Origin of the sequence: Mucilaginibacter robiniae (assembly GCF_012849215.1) — a bacterium.
Taxonomy (GTDB): domain Bacteria; phylum Bacteroidota; class Bacteroidia; order Sphingobacteriales; family Sphingobacteriaceae; genus Mucilaginibacter; species Mucilaginibacter robiniae.
The window spans coordinates 4,700,465-4,715,786 of sequence record NZ_CP051682.1 but is presented as its reverse complement, the minus strand read 5'-3'; the positions used below and the strand labels follow the sequence as shown (position 1 = coordinate 4,715,786).

Here is a 15,322-nt window from a genome sequence, read left to right as displayed (position 1 = left end):
ACTAATATTTGAATGCTCATGGCTGAAGTTAGACATAACTGGACAAAAGAAGAGATTGCAGAAATTTATCATTCTCCATTATTGGACTTGATATACCGTGCGGCTACTGTGCACCGCGAAAATAAAGATTACGCTGAAGTACAAATCAGCTCGCTTATTTCGGTAAAAACCGGTGGCTGCCCTGAAGATTGTGCTTATTGCCCGCAGGCTGCGCGTTACCAAACCGGCGTAAATGTGCATGCTATTCTGCCTAAAGAAGAGGTAGTAGCTGCTGCTGAAAAGGCTAAAGCAGCTGGTGCTTCACGCCTGTGTATGGGTGCGGCCTGGCGCGAAGTACGTGATAACCGCGACTTTGATAAAGTAATTGAGATGGTAAAAGCAGTGAATGAACTGGATATGGAAGTTTGCTGTACCTTAGGGATGCTGAATGAGCATCAGGCACAACGCTTGGCTGATGCTGGTTTGTATGCTTATAACCATAACTTGGATACTTCAGAAGAAGACTACAAACGTATTATTACTACCCGTACTTACGATGATCGTTTACAAACCCTGGAGAATGTACGTAAGGCAAAAATTACAGTTTGTAGCGGCGGTATTATCGGTTTAGGCGAAACGGTAGAAGATCGTATATCGATGCTGAAAACGTTGTCAAACTTACCTAAGCACCCCGAATCAGTGCCTGTAAATGCTTTAGTTCCTATCCAAGGAACACCATTAGAAGCACAGCCACGTGTATCCGTTTGGGACATGGTACGCATGATTGCTACAGCACGTATCATTATGCCAAAATCGGCAGTACGTTTATCTGCTGGTCGTACAGAAATGAGTACAGTTGAACAAGCTTTATGCTTTATGGCCGGTGCCAGCTCTATTTTTGCAGGCGAAAAGTTGTTAACTACGCCTAATCCGTCTTTTAGTGATGATATGGCTATGTTTGAGCTATTAGGCTTAACACCACGTCCGGCATTCAAAAATGGCCGTCTAAACCAAGTAGCCGAGCAACAACAGGAAGTAGCTGAAGTATAAATTTGTTTTTAAGCGATAATCAAGCAATCTCCATGCATTTATAAAAGCTAGGAGATTGCTCGATTGTCGTTTATGATATATAAATGTGCTTTCTTCTTTAGCAGCTTATACTGCAAGTACTTTTACCTCAATATTACCCCGAACTGCTTTTGAATAAGGGCAGGCCCGATGTGCTTTATCAGCCAGTTGCTGAGTTTCATCCAAGCTTTTGCCGGGTATATGCACATGCAATTCGGCAGAAAGAGCATAAGCATTCCCATCCTTATTAAAACTTACGTGTACTTCGGCAGTAGCTTCGCTTACATCAACGCCGTCGTGCTTGGCTATAGTTCCTAAAGCACCTAAATAACAGGCACCGTATGCGCCAGCAAATAATTGTTCAGGATTAGTATAGTTTCCACCTTCGCCACCCATTTCTTTAGGTTTCTTCAAGTCTAAATCAATCACCCCGTCTGATGATTTTATATGACCATCACGGCCTCCTTTGGCTGTAACCACAGCGGTATAAACTTTCTCCATGTTAGTTTTCTTTTCAATTCAAACCTGCATCAGTGTGGAAAAGTTTTGTTGGCATTAATATTGTTTTGCTAAAAATATTAGTAATTTTGATTAATATGAATGCCGAACGAATTACCGAAAAACTGAACATTTTAGCTGATGCTGCCAAATATGATGTTTCGTGTGCATCAAGTGGCAGCAAACGTAAAAACCAGAACAAGGGTTTGGGTAATGCCAGCAATGGCATTTGCCATACTTACACGGAGGATGGTAGGTGTGTATCGTTGCTTAAAATTTTATTGACTAACCACTGTATTTTTGATTGTGCTTATTGCGTGTCGCGCAAAAGCAATGATATTAAGCGTGCGGCATTTACCGTACAAGAGGTAGTTGATTTAACTATCAATTTTTACCGGCGTAATTACATTGAGGGTTTATTTTTGAGTTCGGGTATTTTCTATAATGCCGATTATACCATGGAGCGTTTGGTACGTATAGCTAAAAAGCTGCGTACAGAACATAATTTTAATGGTTATATCCATCTGAAATCAATACCAGGTGCCAGTGATGAATTGATGCAAGAGGCCGGGCTATATGCTGATCGTTTAAGCGTAAACCTGGAGATGCCTACTGAAGAAGGGTTGAAGTTACTAGCTCCTGAAAAAAATAGGCACGATATGATACAACCTATGGGCTTTCTGAAAAATGAAATTATTAAGCGTACGGAAGAAAAATCTTTGTTTAAAAAAGCACCCGCCTTTGCTCCGGCTGGGCAAAGCACACAGGTAATTGTAGGCGCTACTCCCGAAACGGATAAGCAGGTATTGCATACAGCGAATCATTTTTATAAAAACTTTAATTTAAAACGGGTTTACTACTCAGGTTATGTGCCGGTTATTAGCGATAATCGCTTACCTGCTTTAAATACCAGTGTACCTATGGTACGTGAAAATCGCTTATATCAGGCTGATTGGCTGATGCGTTTTTACGGCTTTCAGGTTAATGAAATAGTAGATGAGCAGAATCCGCATCTCGACTTGGATATTGACCCTAAGTTGGGCTGGGCCTTGCGCAATTTGAATGCTTTCCCTATTGATATTAATAAAGCCGATTTGCAATTGATTTTACGTGTACCTGGCATTGGTGTGCAATCGGCTCAAAAGATAGTAAGTGCCCGTCAATTTGGTAAGTTGGATTGGGAGCAACTTAAAAAAATAGGAATAGCGGTTAACCGGGCTAAGTACTTTATTACTTGTAATAGTCGCCAGTTTGAACGACGCGATTTAGCCGGAACAGCCATCAAACAATACATTCTATCGCAATCACAAAGCAAATACATTAAAACGGCTACCACTCAACTTAACCTTTTCTAACCATGACCACTTTAATATATGACGGTACTTTTGAGGGACTGCTTACCGTAGTATTCGAAATTTACGAACGACGGCTTCAACAAGTAAAGCTGCAAAAAGGCGTGTGGTTAAGTATGGCTTTGTTTGAAGATGTGCTACAAATAACTACAGACAATGGCCGGGCTGGCAGGGTATTAAATGGATTAAGAAGCCGGCTTTCGGCTGAAGGGTTACAACGATTGTATGCGGCTCATTTAGCAGAAGTAGAGTCTGAAGATGGTATGATATTGGGTTATATACGTTATGTATTTGATGCGCCATTCAACGTTGAGGAAGATTATGGCAATAAATATGTATTACGTTTATCAGAGATTGTACGTACGGTTAGGCGTGAAAAGCATCGAATGGAAGCCTTTGTACGATTTAAAGAGCTACAAGACAAAACTTTTTACGCAACCATTGAGCCTGACTTTAATGTGTTGCCCTTACTAGGCAAACATTTTAAAGATCGTTATGCTGACCAGAAGTGGATTATTTATGACATAAAAAGAAATTACGGTTTGCATTATGATTTGCACGATTTGCAATTTATTACATTAGACTTTTCCACTACAAACCCCACTAATGTTATTTCAGCTTATCAAGAAAACGAAAGCTTATACCAAGACCTTTGGAAAAATTACTTTAAAAGTGCTAACATTCCAGCCCGTAAAAATACAAAGCTACATATGCGCCACATACCTAAAAGATACTGGCGGCATTTGCCCGAAAAGCTATAATGGATGCATTGCCGAATGTCATACTACTATTTTATCTTAAATAGTAGTATGAACAAAAACATAAAGCTGAAAAACTAAGATTAAACTTTCTTGAAAATAAATTTGGAAAGTTTTTTTATTTACATTTACTTTGAATAACAAAGTACTTTAAATGGAAAATAAAGACGTTTATGCCGAATTAAGTTCTATTCGAAACATTATGGAGCGATCTACCCGCTTTATTTCTTTAAGCGGATTATCAGGTGTTATGGCGGGTCTTTATGCCTTAATAGGAGCAGGGCTGGCTTACAAACTGCTTTATGCAGATGCGGAAACTTCCTTATATCGTACTGACACTTACAATCATGATCTTAACTTTAAGCTCTTTATAATTGCTCTGGTGGTACTGGTTTTATCGATAAGTACCGGAATATGGCTTACTATTCGTAAAGCACAACGCAAGGGGCAAAGCATATGGAACCAAAGCAGTAGAGCTTTATTAAAAAGCGGGCTTTTGCCTTTACTTATCGGCGGCTGCTTTGTGCTGATTTTGCTATATCAAGGTCATTATGGTATTATTGCACCGGGTTGTCTGATATTTTATGGGTTGGCGTTAGTAGCTGCCAGTCAATATACCTTTGGTGATGTTAAATGGCTGGGGCTATCAGAAATAGCCCTAGGATTATTAGCAACCTTTTTGCCCGGATATGGTTTAGCTTTCTGGACCTTAGGTTTTGGCGTATTGCACATCTTGTACGGTACCATTATGCACTTTAAATACGATCGTGAAAATAGCTCTCATTAACTTTGATAAAGCGTTTGAAAATCGCTTACGCCTGCAAATTATGAGCGTGCTGGTAGCCAATGAAAGTTACGATTTTAACTCTCTTAAAGAACTATTGGATGTTACTGACGGCAACCTGGCATCGCATTTAAAAGCACTGGAAAAAGAGGAGTACATTTTAGTCAACAAATCATTTATTGGTCGTAAGCCTAATACCCGTTATGAGGCATCTGCCAAAGGTAAAACTGCTTTTAAAAAGCATTTGGAAGCACTCGAAAATTTAATCAAGCAGCAGAAATAATTTTTTTTACACATATACTTTGAATTACAAAGTACTTTATAGCTAAATAAAATGAAAACAAGCACAGGATGGATTAAGCATTTCAAAGTAAATGCAACGAAAACGCGTATTAACTGGCTTTTACAGCCTACAGCGACTCAGGAGCAAATCGCAGCTATATTACCTTCGCTACAAGCTTGGCAATTAGGAGAAACATCAGATGGTGAAAATCTGATCAGAGCAGCAACAAAGTATGCCAAGCGCGTAGGTGATCCTTTATATGTGGATTGTATCAAACTTTTTATCAAAGAAGAGCAAAAACATGGCGAAAATCTAGGTCAATACTTGGATCGTATCGGCAAACCACGCATTCAACATAATTGGGGCGACACTTTATTCAGGGAGATCAGACATTTAAATACCAGTATGGAGATGTGGACGCTAGCCGTAATTACAGTAGAAAGTGCTGCCCAAGTATTTTATCAAGCCTTAAAAGATGCAACTCAATGCAAACTACTACAACAAATATGCACTGACATTTTGATTGATGAGGCTTACCACATCAGTTTTCAAACGGAACGCATGGCCATACTGTTCAGTCAAAAAACTGCGATTGAAAGATGGGTGTACCGCAGCTTTTATAAAGGCTTTTTCTTTAGCACAGCTATGTTAATATGGTTTGCTCATAAAAAACTATTTAGAGCTGGTGGCAACACACTTAAAAGCTACTTGCGTAAAATGCACTATAAGTATCTCATGACTATAGGGCGCACAACGAATCCATTAGGTACTCAGCTGGCTTATTACAAATCATCAATTTAAAAAGTTATGAAAACTATAGAGTACCGGTTATTACGCCGGGCAAAAGCATGCATATGGGTTGTGATTACTGGTTTAGCCGTAAGTGGGCTAACTGCCTTCCCGATTGAAAGTGAGTTGATTTTTTTAGTTAAACATAGCAACGGGTTCCCGTCGGTGATGCAAACATGGTTGCACATGGTATATACAGCCGTTATTACCACTAATCGAAATTACCCTTATCTAAGTTATGGAACCGATTGGCTGGCCTTTGCACACCTAATGCTGGCTATTTTATTTGTTGGGCCACTGAATAATCCGGTTAAAAACGTGTGGGTAATTGAATTTGGTATGATGGCTTGTGTGCTCATCTTTCCGTTAGCTTTTATAGCTGGCTCTATTAGAGATATACCCGTTTTTTGGCGAATGATTGATTGTTCTTTCGGTGTGTTTGGAATAATTCCATTACTAATTAGCCACCTTACTGTTAGGCGTTTACAATACTTACATCAACAAAGCATATAATGGTGTTTACATTCAATAAAAGCTATTTCTGTTGGTTCATAATTCTCTTGGATGTTGAGTTTTTTATAGGCTTGTTTATGCACGATAGTATTGTCAGGCCCTATGGCGGCGATTTCTTAGTTGTAATAATGCTCTATTGCATTGTAAAAAGCTTTTCGAAAACAAAACCTTATAGCACAGGTATGGCCATATTGGTGTTTGCTTATGTAGTTGAAGTATCACAGTATTTTCATTTAGTGAACAGGCTTGGGCTACAGCAATCATCATTGGCAAAGGTGATTATAGGCACTTCTTTTGCATGGACAGACCTGCTGGCTTATACCTTAGGTATGTGCCTGACGTTATTAGTAGAAAGGCGACGTACCCGCAGGCGTATGCAGACTAAATAGATAAAGAAAACAAATGAATGCAGAAATAGAAGATGTAGCCACTTTGCACAACTCACAAGGTATACAGTATTTTTCAAAGCCGGGTTCAATTGTAAGGAAGATATGGGGGAAAGCAGATACGGTGCTATTTATTTTTGCAGGAGCATCGGCAGAGTTTGCTTTGAATAAGGCTGTTGATTGGCTGTATTACACTGGCCGTTTGCCTGCTGACCCGCTAGGACGGTTATTTTCTACAGTAGAATATGCTAGCCGGATTGTGTTTTCGGAACAGGATAAAGCGTTTAAAGCAATTGATCAAATTGTGGGAATACATCAAGCTGTAGAAACTTCCCGAGGCGCACAAATACCTGATTGGGCTTACCGTGATGTACTATTTATGCTGATAGATTACTCTATACGTGCATTTGAGCTGCTGGAAAGAAAACTCACCAGCAATGAAAAAGAAGAGATATTTGATACTTTTTATAAAATGGGCAGCCGCATGGTCATAAGCGGCTTACCTAAAAACTATATTGAGTGGACCGAGATGCGCCGAGCACATTTGCAAGATAACTTATCAAATAGCCGCTTTACCCAAGACCTGTATAAACAATACCGCAAACACTTGGGTTTTGTGCGTTATCAATTATTAAAACAAGTACAAGTTCTAATAGCTCCACCAAGTGTAAGAAAGTTATTGAACTTAAATCGCACGCCTTGGCTAAAACCAATTATTAGCTTGTATAAATTATGTCGGCTAATTAAACTAGATTGGCTGATTAAAGAAGCTATATTGCCTACAGCTTACAAGCCACAAATACGCCGCTTAGATGTATCACAGGCGTAAAAAGCAATGTATTTTATATTAAATAAAGCTAAGCTCAAAATGATAGCTCGTATACAATTCAGCTTTCATTATGCATGGAGCTCATTCTAACAGGCTCCCCTAAAAACAAAAATCCCTGACCTTGCGTCAGGGATGAGGAGCCGAACATAGTCGGCTGTGATAAGGTTGGGTAAGCTATTTAATTAATTGTTTAAACAAAAAACCAAAACTGCTACAATCCGTAAGTATGGTTTACTTACATCTTGATATAAAAAGTATTTACTGATGTAAGTATAGATACAATATCTTACATCGTACACAATAATTCTCAAATCAGGTGTTAGTACGTGGTTTTGTACACACGTATTTCTACCTGGATATACGAAGGTCTGAGTTGCACTATTAGCTTAGCAATACAAGGTATTGCATTAGACATTATCAGCACAGACATTAACCATTGCTTAACCGCTTACTTGCCTAAATCATAGCATTTAGTATTATGGTACTTGTAATTAGCTCACCTTTCATTTTCTACTTGACATTTAAATAAGCTTCATTACGAATATTGGATATAGTTTCGATTAAAAACTTTATCATATTCCCTGTACTGCACCTAGAAAATATTAACCTATAGTGCATAATATTTTTAACCAAATGTTAATATTTATCCTAACCTTTTCTAAAAAGTTTTCGTAAACAGGTTAAAAGATAAATAATTTATTTGCTTTTATGTAGTACGGCTATTACATTTGACATACACCCTTAGGTAAACCCAATTATTTAAACTTAGATGCAGTATTTTATTATTTACTTCATTGTTGGCTTTTTAATCATGTATTTCAATGCCTTCAAACATTCTGCTTTCTGGCAAGTGATGAGTGATGAAATGGATAACCGATTACATCACAAGAGTGATAAGCAGAAGCAGTTCAAAAATCATTTTCTGGCCAGTGTGTATATTCTCATGATGTGTATATGGCCGTATGTAATTGTGCAGCTTTTTTTGGTTAAGCACGAAGAATAATTCTTATATTTAGTAATAAACAACTTTTAAATAAATTATAGTAAAAGCAGGCTTTCTTCGCCTGCTTTTATATTTGAATTCAACTTCTTCCTTCAAAGTCTAGTTTTTCACTAATATTGCGCGTCAATATCTATTCGAAATTGTGCCTATGAAGAAGCTGTTACTTATTATTTTGATATTTGCTGATGCACTAATTAGCCATGCCCAGCAAAAAAAGCCGAATATCATTATTATCATGATGGATGATATGGGCTATGGGGACACCGAGCCTTATGGCATGACAGGTATTCCAACTTTCAACTTCAACCGCTTAACTAAAGAAAGTACTCGTTTCACACACTACAATGCTGCCGAACCTATTTGTACAGCATCACGCGCAGCTCTGCTAACCGGTTGTTACCCTAACCGTTTAGGTATGACGGGCGCTTTATTGCCTGCTGACAAAAAAGCATTGAACCCGAACGAAGAAACTATTGCCTCCATGCTGAAAAAAGAGGGTTATCAAACAGCCATGTTTGGCAAATGGCACTTGGGCAACAAGCCACCTTATTGGCCATTACACTATGGGTTTGATACATTTTTTGGCATTCCATATTCACACGATATCTGGAACCGTGATCATGAAGGCAACTTAATCACTGATAAAAAAGATATTCGCTACACCTGGCCGCCGTTGCCTTTACTCGAGGGAGATCGGGTGGTAGATTCTATTACCTCAAAGCAGAAACTATCACACCTAATCGGGCAGCTTACCGAACGTTCGGTTCAATTCATCAAGCAAAATAAAAATAAGCCTTTCTTTTTGTACTTGGCGCAAAGTATGCCGCATGTGCCGCTGGCACCTTCAGCACAGTTTAGGGGCAAAAGTGAATTGGGAGAGTTCGGCGATGAGATTTTGGAAATTGACTGGTCAGTAGGGCAAATACTAAAAACGCTGGATGAAGAGAGGCTTGCCAATAATACTTTGCTTATTGTAACCAGCGATAACGGCCCTTGGCTGAATTTTGGTGATCATGCCGGTTCTTCAGGCGGTTTTCGTGAGGGTAAATCCACATCATGGGAAGGCGGAACGCGAGTTCCTTTATGGATAAGGTGGCCCGGGCAGGTTGAAGCAGGAGGTACCAACAGCATGTTGATGACCAATATGGATATATTGCCCACTATTGCAGCGGCTACTGGTGCAACATTACCGCAAAAGCCTATAGATGGTGTTAACTTTTTGCAAGTATGGCGAGGCAAAGTAAAAACCGACCCACGTGAAGTATTCTACTACTATTTTGGTAAAAACAACCTGGAAGGGGTTCGTTATAAAAACTGGAAGCTGGTGTTACCGCATCCCTCTAATACCTATGCTCCTTTGCACGGCAAAGGTGGCGATGGTGGAAAAATAGGCAGAGTTGATGTACCCGTGGCTTTATATGACTTAGCACACGACCCTGGCGAAGCTTATGATGTGCAGCTTAACTACCCCGATGTTGTAAAAAAAATATTAGCACTAGCCGACCAAGCACGGAATGACATGGGCGATGACCTGACACAGCATGAAGGTAAAAATAGGCGTCAACCAGCCATGTTGAAATAAATTGAAGCCATGTTGAAATTTGGTGGTTATTTAAGTTTGTTAATTATGCTAACCGCTTGCGAGCCTAAGAGTAAACCTTTGGCAGAGCAGCCAAAACATAGCCAGATGAAGATGGCAAAACAAACTTTTTGTACAGCCAAGCTACCTGTACGATTCGCTCATGTTAAATCATCTACTACACCTATTTATATTAATGAAGGACGAAAAGAACAGGAAGGTATGGTGTGGATACCTGAGGGTACATTCAGCATGGGAGCTGACAACCAACAAGCCAGTGCTGATGAATATCCAAAGCATAAGGTTACCGTAAACGGCTTTTGGATGGATGTAAACGAAGTTACCAATGCTGAGTTTGCTGCGTTTGTAAAAGCCACAGGCTATATTACCACAGCAGAAAAAAAGCCTGACTGGACTGAACTACAAAAGCAACTACCGCCCGGCACACCTAAACCAAATGAAAGCTTGCTGGTTCCGGCATCGCTGGTGTTTTCACCGCCTAGTGAGCCAGTTAATTTAGATGATTACAGCCAATGGTGGAAATGGCAACAAGGTGCCAACTGGAAGCATCCGCAAGGGCTACAAAGTAATTTAAAAGGAAAGGCGAATTACCCAGTGGTGCAAATATCGGTATACGATGCTTTAGCTTATTGTAAGTGGGCCGGCAAACGTTTGCCCACCGAAGCTGAATGGGAGTGGGCTGCACGTGGCGGTTTAGAAAACAACGTTTATCCTTGGGGTAATGAACCAGCGAATAGTGGTAATATCAAAGGCAACTTCTGGCAGGGGCATTTTCCGGATCATAATACAACGGCTGATAAGTATTACAATACAGCACCTGTTAAATCTTTTACATCTAATGGTTATGGGTTGTATGATGTAGCCGGCAATGTATGGGAATGGTGCGCCGATTTATACCATTATCAATATTATAGTCAGGTAAATACGCCTACCGGAGTTAAAAATCCTACAGGTCCTACAAAAAGCTTTGATCCACAAGAGCCTTACGCACAAAAACACGTGGTAAGAGGCGGATCCTTTTTATGTAATGATAGCTATTGCTCCGGTTACAGGGTAAGTCGCCGAATGAAGGAAGCGGACGATAGTAGTTCGGAAAATTTAGGTTTTCGCTGTGTTAAAAACAAGTAAGCTAATACAGCTTTTTTAAGGTTCTTATACAAAAAGAAGTTGAGAATTAAACATCCTCTACCTTTCCTTGTGGCACAAAGCTCAACTCCGTATCTGGACTGAATACCACATACGCTCTTTGCCAAGGGCTATCATCAATTAACCGCCATTTATGGCCACTTCCGGTAGTATCTTGTGCCAGCAACACTTCACCAGGCTTTAATATAAAAGTTTCTCCCTTAAACGTGGTAAACTCCAGTGTGCCACACAAGTTAATGACGAACTGCTGTGTTGGTGCCGGATGCCAATCATATACCGAACCCGGAGGAGATTCCTGAAAACGGATAGATTCCGCTTTACTAATTACAGTTTGCGATATATTACCTGTACGAAAATAGGAGTGCCCGTCGGTATCTGTATAAAGTTGATATGCTTTAATCATGAGTAATTAGCTTAGTTAGTAAACAATTTATAAGCAACATTTAGAACAGCCACATAGTTGGGACTAAGCAGCAATAAAATATACTTTTATCATAAAACGTTAATAAACCAGCTTATAATAGAAACGCTTTCAATGCAATTTGCGAATAATTACCCCAATCTTTCATAACAGATTTGAAGGTAGCTTGTAGCTGTTTATTATCAACAGGTTTGCCTTTTACCGGTGGTTTAATGATATTAGCAGCTATAGTCTGGTCAGTTACTTTGGTAGCAAACCAAGTAATATTTTCATGCGGAAGTGCTACGCCTAAAATCATACCGGGCAAGCCTGTAAAAGATTCTGGTCCGCCAGATACCGGGATTTCATCTGTGTAAAAAGCTACAACATAAACAGAATCCATAATTAAAGCATTAGCCCTACGGCAAGAGTAGCCGGCAATATCACGCACCTCATCAGTGATTTTCCACTTGATTTTGCGCACGGTGTCTTTTACCAAAAACTTCTCTTCAAATACTGTTTTCTGGGTGGCACTAGTATTGGTTGATAGGTTGGTGTAAGTAATGTTATTCTGACCAACCATCGGGTTATCGCCAAAGGCACCTTCTGCACTTTCATTATTTGCCACAGGTGCAAACAGCGTTTGATTGTTACCGAAGGTTAAAGTGCTTTTAAGCTTTACAAACTGCGGCTTTGATTTTTTATAAGCATCAAATGCCTGCTGCATAAAACTTTCATTTTCTTTATTAATGGTTTTAGCAATCAAAGCAAACATGTTGACTGTTTTTTCAAACTCAACACTGCCTTCTTTTGTAAACCTTTTATTAGTTTGAGCATAGCTAACTTCGCTAAGCAGCAAACAAGAAATCGTGAACAAACTGATAAGGTATTTCATACAAGTTATTTTTTAGCAGTAGTACCACCCATTTTGTTAAAGTCCCAGCTCAATGAAAGCATAAAATATCTTCTGATGTTAGTATAAGTGGTTTGTGTAAGCAAGTTGCTTTGAGCACTTCGGTCAAAACCTTTATTCTGGTTCAGTAAATCATAAGCAGATAAGGTAAGCTTTACATTATCTTGCTTGAAGAAGGTTTTTGCTACTCGGGCGTTAATGGTTACACGTTGAAAATCCTGATTGAATGATTCTGTTTTGGCGCGGTATTGATAATTAGCATCTGAACCCACCTGGAACTTACCCGGTAAGTAGAAGTTAAAATTGGCATCACCATTCAAACCATATCCGTTATTATTAACGCTTTGTAAGGATGACTGGCTGATAGTATAGGATGGACCAAAAGAAACATAAGCATCGTATTTTTTCTCTTTGTATTTAGAGGCGTACAAACTTGCCGAATAGTTGATAGACTTAGACATATTCAGTGCATTGTTCGCATAGTTGTATGAGGTGTTACCGTTGGTAGAAGCGTTTAGCCCCATGTTAACACTCAATGCTTTTATTTTTCTGCTTAAATAAGCTGATAAATAAAAGTTGGTAGATTGCTTACTACCCATGTTTACCGACTGGTAGGTACTTCTACCGGCAGAGTCAGTAAGCGTGTTGCTTACTATAGGGTTGGAAGTAAAGCTGTAATTACCATACAAGCCAATATACTGATCCGTTAATACTTTATAAGAACTATAGCTAAAGTTAAACTGATTTCTGAATGATGGTTTTAAGTTCGGGTTACCAACAGTTATATTCAGAGGGTCAGTATTTACCCGCACAGGTTGTAACTGATCTATAGTAGGTTGTATGGTGCTGCCGGAATATGCTATACGGATAGAGCTTTGCTTGGTAAATTTATACTGGTAGGTAGCCTGCGGGTTCCAATTGATAAAGCTGCGTTTATAAATACTGTTAGTGTATTCGTTTACCTGCTTGTAATTTACAGCGGCCACTTTAGTACCAAAGCTAAATATGGTTTTCTTTTTATTGTTGTAGTTAAAGATGGCTCCGCCTTCATTATACACTTGGTTGAACTTATAATTATTACTCAAGGTAGTATCCAATGAGTTATATTGCCCAGGTGCTGATTGGTTGTATGACTCACGATCAGCACTACTATTGTTTAAACTAAAGCCATAGTTGATTACTGCTGCAAAGTTTTTGGCTAAAGGTTCAGAATATGCCAAATTACTTTTTAGAACTGAGCTTCTGATTTTATTGGTTTTATACTGATCTGTTATTTGCGAACTGCTCTGAACACCAGTTGTATCGTAATATTTGATGTTAGATTTTAAATAACCATGAGCATCACTTTCGTTATAAAGTTCATCAACAGTTAATGATACCGTACGCCCAACTTTTTTAAACTTCTTTGTCCATAAACCATTTGCATGAAATATTTTACCATCTACATCATTATCAACACTCCGTTTGTTCTGGTTTAATAGTACACCATTGCCACGCACGCTGGTAGCATTATAATCGTTACGCGTTTTACTGTTCTTCACTGTACCATCTACAATAAATTTCAATGTTGAGCTAGTATCCAGCTTAACAGAGTAAGTTGCATCCAGCTTCTGTCTGAACATGTAGTTGTCGAAAGCCTGGTCGTTATTGCTGTTAATGATACCTGATGGTAACGTATTTTGCGTTAACGTATTCTTGGTACCAGTTACTCCTAATGAGCCAATTTTGTAGTTTGCGTTTATGGATTCCTTATCGCTGTTCCATTTACTATCATAATGTACCCCTCCGGTTCTGGCCGTTGGAATACCTTCACCGTTGTAACGGCCATCAAAAGAATCTAAATCATCTTGCCCGCCATCGAAATAAATGGCTATACCGCCGCCATCCATTAGTTCAACATTGCCCCCTGATGTTCCGTATTTATTGGCATCTTCCCAGCCTAACCCGGTTTTCCCGGTGTTCGCTAAAGTACCATAAGCCGAAAATTTTTGCTTACCTTTAAAGGCATTGAACATGGCTTGCGTTTGGTAATATTTGTTGGTACCCACACCACCATCTACTTTACCAAAATAACCGTTCTTCTTATCTTCTTTCAGCTTTATATTGATGGTTTTTGTTTTTTGCCCGTCATCAACACCTGTAAATGCCGCCTGATCGCTTTTTTTATCATACAATTGCACTTTATCAACCATATCCGCACGTAAGTTTTTAGTAACTAGTGTAGGATCATCGCCAAAAAACTCTTCACCATCCACCAAAACCTTATTCACGGTTTGCCCTTGGGCTGTAATCTTACCATCTTTATCTACCTGTATACCAGGAAGCTGCTTTAATAAATCTTCTACCTTGGCATTGGGTTGTATTTTAAAGTTGCCAGCATTGTATTCAGTAGTATCACCTTTAATCTTTATGGCGGCTCTTTCCGCTTTAATAATTACATCGGCCAGCAATTTTGATTTCAGTATCATGTTTAGCTTACCAAAATCAGCACTGGTTTTAGCTGAATCCAAATTAAAGTGCTCTACATAATCGGCATATTTCGGATAGCTAATGAGCAGAATGAATTTCCCTTTATTTAAGTTTTGGATGGCGAAACTACCGTCAGCTGTGGCGCGTGTAAACTTAAATAGGGTAGAGTCTTTAGCATTTAGCACACAAATAGTAGCGTTTTCCATTTTCTGGTGCGATGCGGAGTCGATAACTGCACCTTTAATAGAATACGGTGATTGCGCAAACGTTAAGAATTTAAATAAACACAGAAAAATTGTGGTGAGTAGAGGAATTTTCATGCGAGCAATAAGGTTGAGCTACTAAAGTATAATTATTTTTCAGGCATAATTATAAATTAACAAAATTTAACAATGCCTTCGCAAATAAACTAAATATTTAGTTTAAAATACAAGAGCTGAACGGTAAATATTTTGTAGGCATTTAGCAGCGACAGGAATTCATCGAGATACGAGAAGGAATAAAGGAATAGTAGCTGGTAAAAAGCTATAAATTCCCTGATGAATACTTATA

General features: G+C 39.0%; 16 protein-coding genes. 12 read left to right on the top strand and 4 right to left on the bottom strand.

Annotated features, from left to right (window positions below; all coding sequences use genetic code 11):
• Positions 1-18 precede the first annotated feature (18 nt).
• Entirely contained in the window at positions 19-1,029 is a 1,011-nt protein-coding gene (gene bioB, locus HH214_RS20675; protein ID WP_169610858.1) for a biotin synthase BioB, read from the top strand.
• 105 nt (positions 1,030-1,134) lie between these two features.
• Here the strand turns inward: bioB and HH214_RS20670 are convergent, their stop codons facing one another.
• The gene (locus tag HH214_RS20670) at positions 1,135-1,548 is read right to left on the bottom strand and encodes an organic hydroperoxide resistance protein (RefSeq protein WP_169610857.1); all 414 of its coding nucleotides are present in this window, start codon (positions 1,546-1,548) and stop codon (positions 1,135-1,137) included.
• A 95-nt stretch (positions 1,549-1,643) separates the two neighbouring features.
• Between HH214_RS20670 and HH214_RS20665 the strand changes: the two genes are divergently transcribed.
• From HH214_RS20665 to HH214_RS20615, 11 genes are all read left to right on the top strand, one after another.
• Positions 1,644-2,900 carry a putative DNA modification/repair radical SAM protein gene (locus HH214_RS20665; RefSeq protein ID WP_169610856.1) on the top strand — a complete coding sequence of 419 codons (1,257 nt, stop codon included), beginning with the start codon at positions 1,644-1,646 and terminating at the stop codon, positions 2,898-2,900.
• Positions 2,901-2,902: 2 nt separating this feature from the next.
• Positions 2,903-3,658 carry a TIGR03915 family putative DNA repair protein gene (locus HH214_RS20660; protein ID WP_169610855.1) on the top strand — a complete coding sequence of 252 codons (756 nt, stop codon included), beginning with the start codon at positions 2,903-2,905 and terminating at the stop codon, positions 3,656-3,658.
• Positions 3,659-3,809: 151 nt separating this feature from the next.
• Complete coding sequence (locus HH214_RS20655) at positions 3,810-4,442, top strand: hypothetical protein (protein ID WP_169610854.1); 633 nt, start codon at positions 3,810-3,812, stop codon at positions 4,440-4,442.
• Complete coding sequence (locus HH214_RS20650) at positions 4,423-4,722, top strand: winged helix-turn-helix domain-containing protein (protein ID WP_248282165.1); 300 nt, start codon at positions 4,423-4,425, stop codon at positions 4,720-4,722. The genes HH214_RS20655 and HH214_RS20650 overlap by 20 nt, the downstream gene beginning before the upstream one ends.
• Positions 4,723-4,773: 51 nt before the next feature.
• Positions 4,774-5,523: a ferritin-like domain-containing protein gene (locus HH214_RS20645; protein ID WP_169610853.1), complete on the top strand. Its 750-nt coding sequence runs from the start codon at positions 4,774-4,776 to the stop codon at positions 5,521-5,523.
• Positions 5,524-5,529: 6 nt separating this feature from the next.
• Positions 5,530-6,024 carry a hypothetical protein gene (locus HH214_RS20640; protein ID WP_169610852.1) on the top strand — a complete coding sequence of 165 codons (495 nt, stop codon included), beginning with the start codon at positions 5,530-5,532 and terminating at the stop codon, positions 6,022-6,024.
• Between the two features lie 77 nt (positions 6,025-6,101).
• Positions 6,102-6,413, top strand: a complete 312-nt coding sequence (locus HH214_RS20635; RefSeq protein WP_248282164.1) for a ribosomal maturation YjgA family protein — start codon at positions 6,102-6,104, stop codon at positions 6,411-6,413.
• Between the two features lie 13 nt (positions 6,414-6,426).
• Entirely contained in the window at positions 6,427-7,239 is an 813-nt protein-coding gene (locus HH214_RS20630) for an oxygenase MpaB family protein (RefSeq protein WP_248282163.1), read from the top strand.
• A 769-nt stretch (positions 7,240-8,008) separates the two neighbouring features.
• Positions 8,009-8,242 (top strand): hypothetical protein, encoded by a 234-nt coding sequence (locus HH214_RS20625; RefSeq protein ID WP_169610850.1) that lies wholly within the window; start codon positions 8,009-8,011, stop codon positions 8,240-8,242.
• A 148-nt stretch (positions 8,243-8,390) separates the two neighbouring features.
• Positions 8,391-9,824: a sulfatase family protein gene (locus tag HH214_RS20620; protein ID WP_169610849.1), complete on the top strand. Its 1,434-nt coding sequence runs from the start codon at positions 8,391-8,393 to the stop codon at positions 9,822-9,824.
• A gap of 111 nt (positions 9,825-9,935) precedes the next feature.
• Positions 9,936-10,970: a formylglycine-generating enzyme family protein gene (locus HH214_RS20615; RefSeq protein ID WP_248282162.1), complete on the top strand. Its 1,035-nt coding sequence runs from the start codon at positions 9,936-9,938 to the stop codon at positions 10,968-10,970.
• Between the two features lie 46 nt (positions 10,971-11,016).
• Here HH214_RS20615 and HH214_RS20610 read toward each other — a convergent pair whose 3' ends face one another.
• From HH214_RS20610 to HH214_RS20600, 3 genes are all read right to left on the bottom strand, one after another.
• Entirely contained in the window at positions 11,017-11,391 is a 375-nt protein-coding gene (locus HH214_RS20610) for an AraC family ligand binding domain-containing protein (RefSeq protein WP_169610848.1), read from the bottom strand.
• 112 nt (positions 11,392-11,503) lie between these two features.
• A complete protein-coding gene (locus tag HH214_RS20605) occupies positions 11,504-12,283 on the bottom strand; it encodes a GLPGLI family protein (RefSeq protein ID WP_169610847.1) in 780 nt (259 codons plus the stop codon).
• Positions 12,284-12,288: 5 nt separating this feature from the next.
• A complete protein-coding gene (locus HH214_RS20600) occupies positions 12,289-15,090 on the bottom strand; it encodes an outer membrane beta-barrel family protein (RefSeq protein ID WP_169610846.1) in 2,802 nt (933 codons plus the stop codon).
• Between the last annotated feature and the right edge of the window lie 232 nt (positions 15,091-15,322).

Excerpts from the sequence above, each read along its gene's own strand:
- bioB (WP_169610858.1), top strand. The coding sequence starts at position 19 with ATGGCTGAAGTTAGACATAACTGGACAAAAGAAGAGATTGCAGAAATT.
- HH214_RS20670 (WP_169610857.1), bottom strand. The coding sequence starts at position 1,548 with ATGGAGAAAGTTTATACCGCTGTGGTTACAGCCAAAGGAGGCCGTGAT.
- HH214_RS20665 (WP_169610856.1), top strand. The coding sequence starts at position 1,644 with ATGAATGCCGAACGAATTACCGAAAAACTGAACATTTTAGCTGATGCT.
- HH214_RS20660 (WP_169610855.1), top strand. The coding sequence starts at position 2,903 with ATGACCACTTTAATATATGACGGTACTTTTGAGGGACTGCTTACCGTA.
- HH214_RS20655 (WP_169610854.1), top strand. The coding sequence starts at position 3,810 with ATGGAAAATAAAGACGTTTATGCCGAATTAAGTTCTATTCGAAACATT.
- HH214_RS20645 (WP_169610853.1), top strand. The coding sequence starts at position 4,774 with ATGAAAACAAGCACAGGATGGATTAAGCATTTCAAAGTAAATGCAACG.
- HH214_RS20640 (WP_169610852.1), top strand. The coding sequence starts at position 5,530 with ATGAAAACTATAGAGTACCGGTTATTACGCCGGGCAAAAGCATGCATA.
- HH214_RS20635 (WP_248282164.1), top strand. The coding sequence starts at position 6,102 with ATGCACGATAGTATTGTCAGGCCCTATGGCGGCGATTTCTTAGTTGTA.
- HH214_RS20630 (WP_248282163.1), top strand. The coding sequence starts at position 6,427 with ATGAATGCAGAAATAGAAGATGTAGCCACTTTGCACAACTCACAAGGT.
- HH214_RS20625 (WP_169610850.1), top strand. The coding sequence starts at position 8,009 with ATGCAGTATTTTATTATTTACTTCATTGTTGGCTTTTTAATCATGTAT.
- HH214_RS20620 (WP_169610849.1), top strand. The coding sequence starts at position 8,391 with ATGAAGAAGCTGTTACTTATTATTTTGATATTTGCTGATGCACTAATT.
- HH214_RS20615 (WP_248282162.1), top strand. The coding sequence starts at position 9,936 with ATGGCAAAACAAACTTTTTGTACAGCCAAGCTACCTGTACGATTCGCT.
- HH214_RS20610 (WP_169610848.1), bottom strand. The coding sequence starts at position 11,391 with ATGATTAAAGCATATCAACTTTATACAGATACCGACGGGCACTCCTAT.
- HH214_RS20605 (WP_169610847.1), bottom strand. The coding sequence starts at position 12,283 with ATGAAATACCTTATCAGTTTGTTCACGATTTCTTGTTTGCTGCTTAGC.
- HH214_RS20600 (WP_169610846.1), bottom strand. The coding sequence starts at position 15,090 with ATGAAAATTCCTCTACTCACCACAATTTTTCTGTGTTTATTTAAATTC.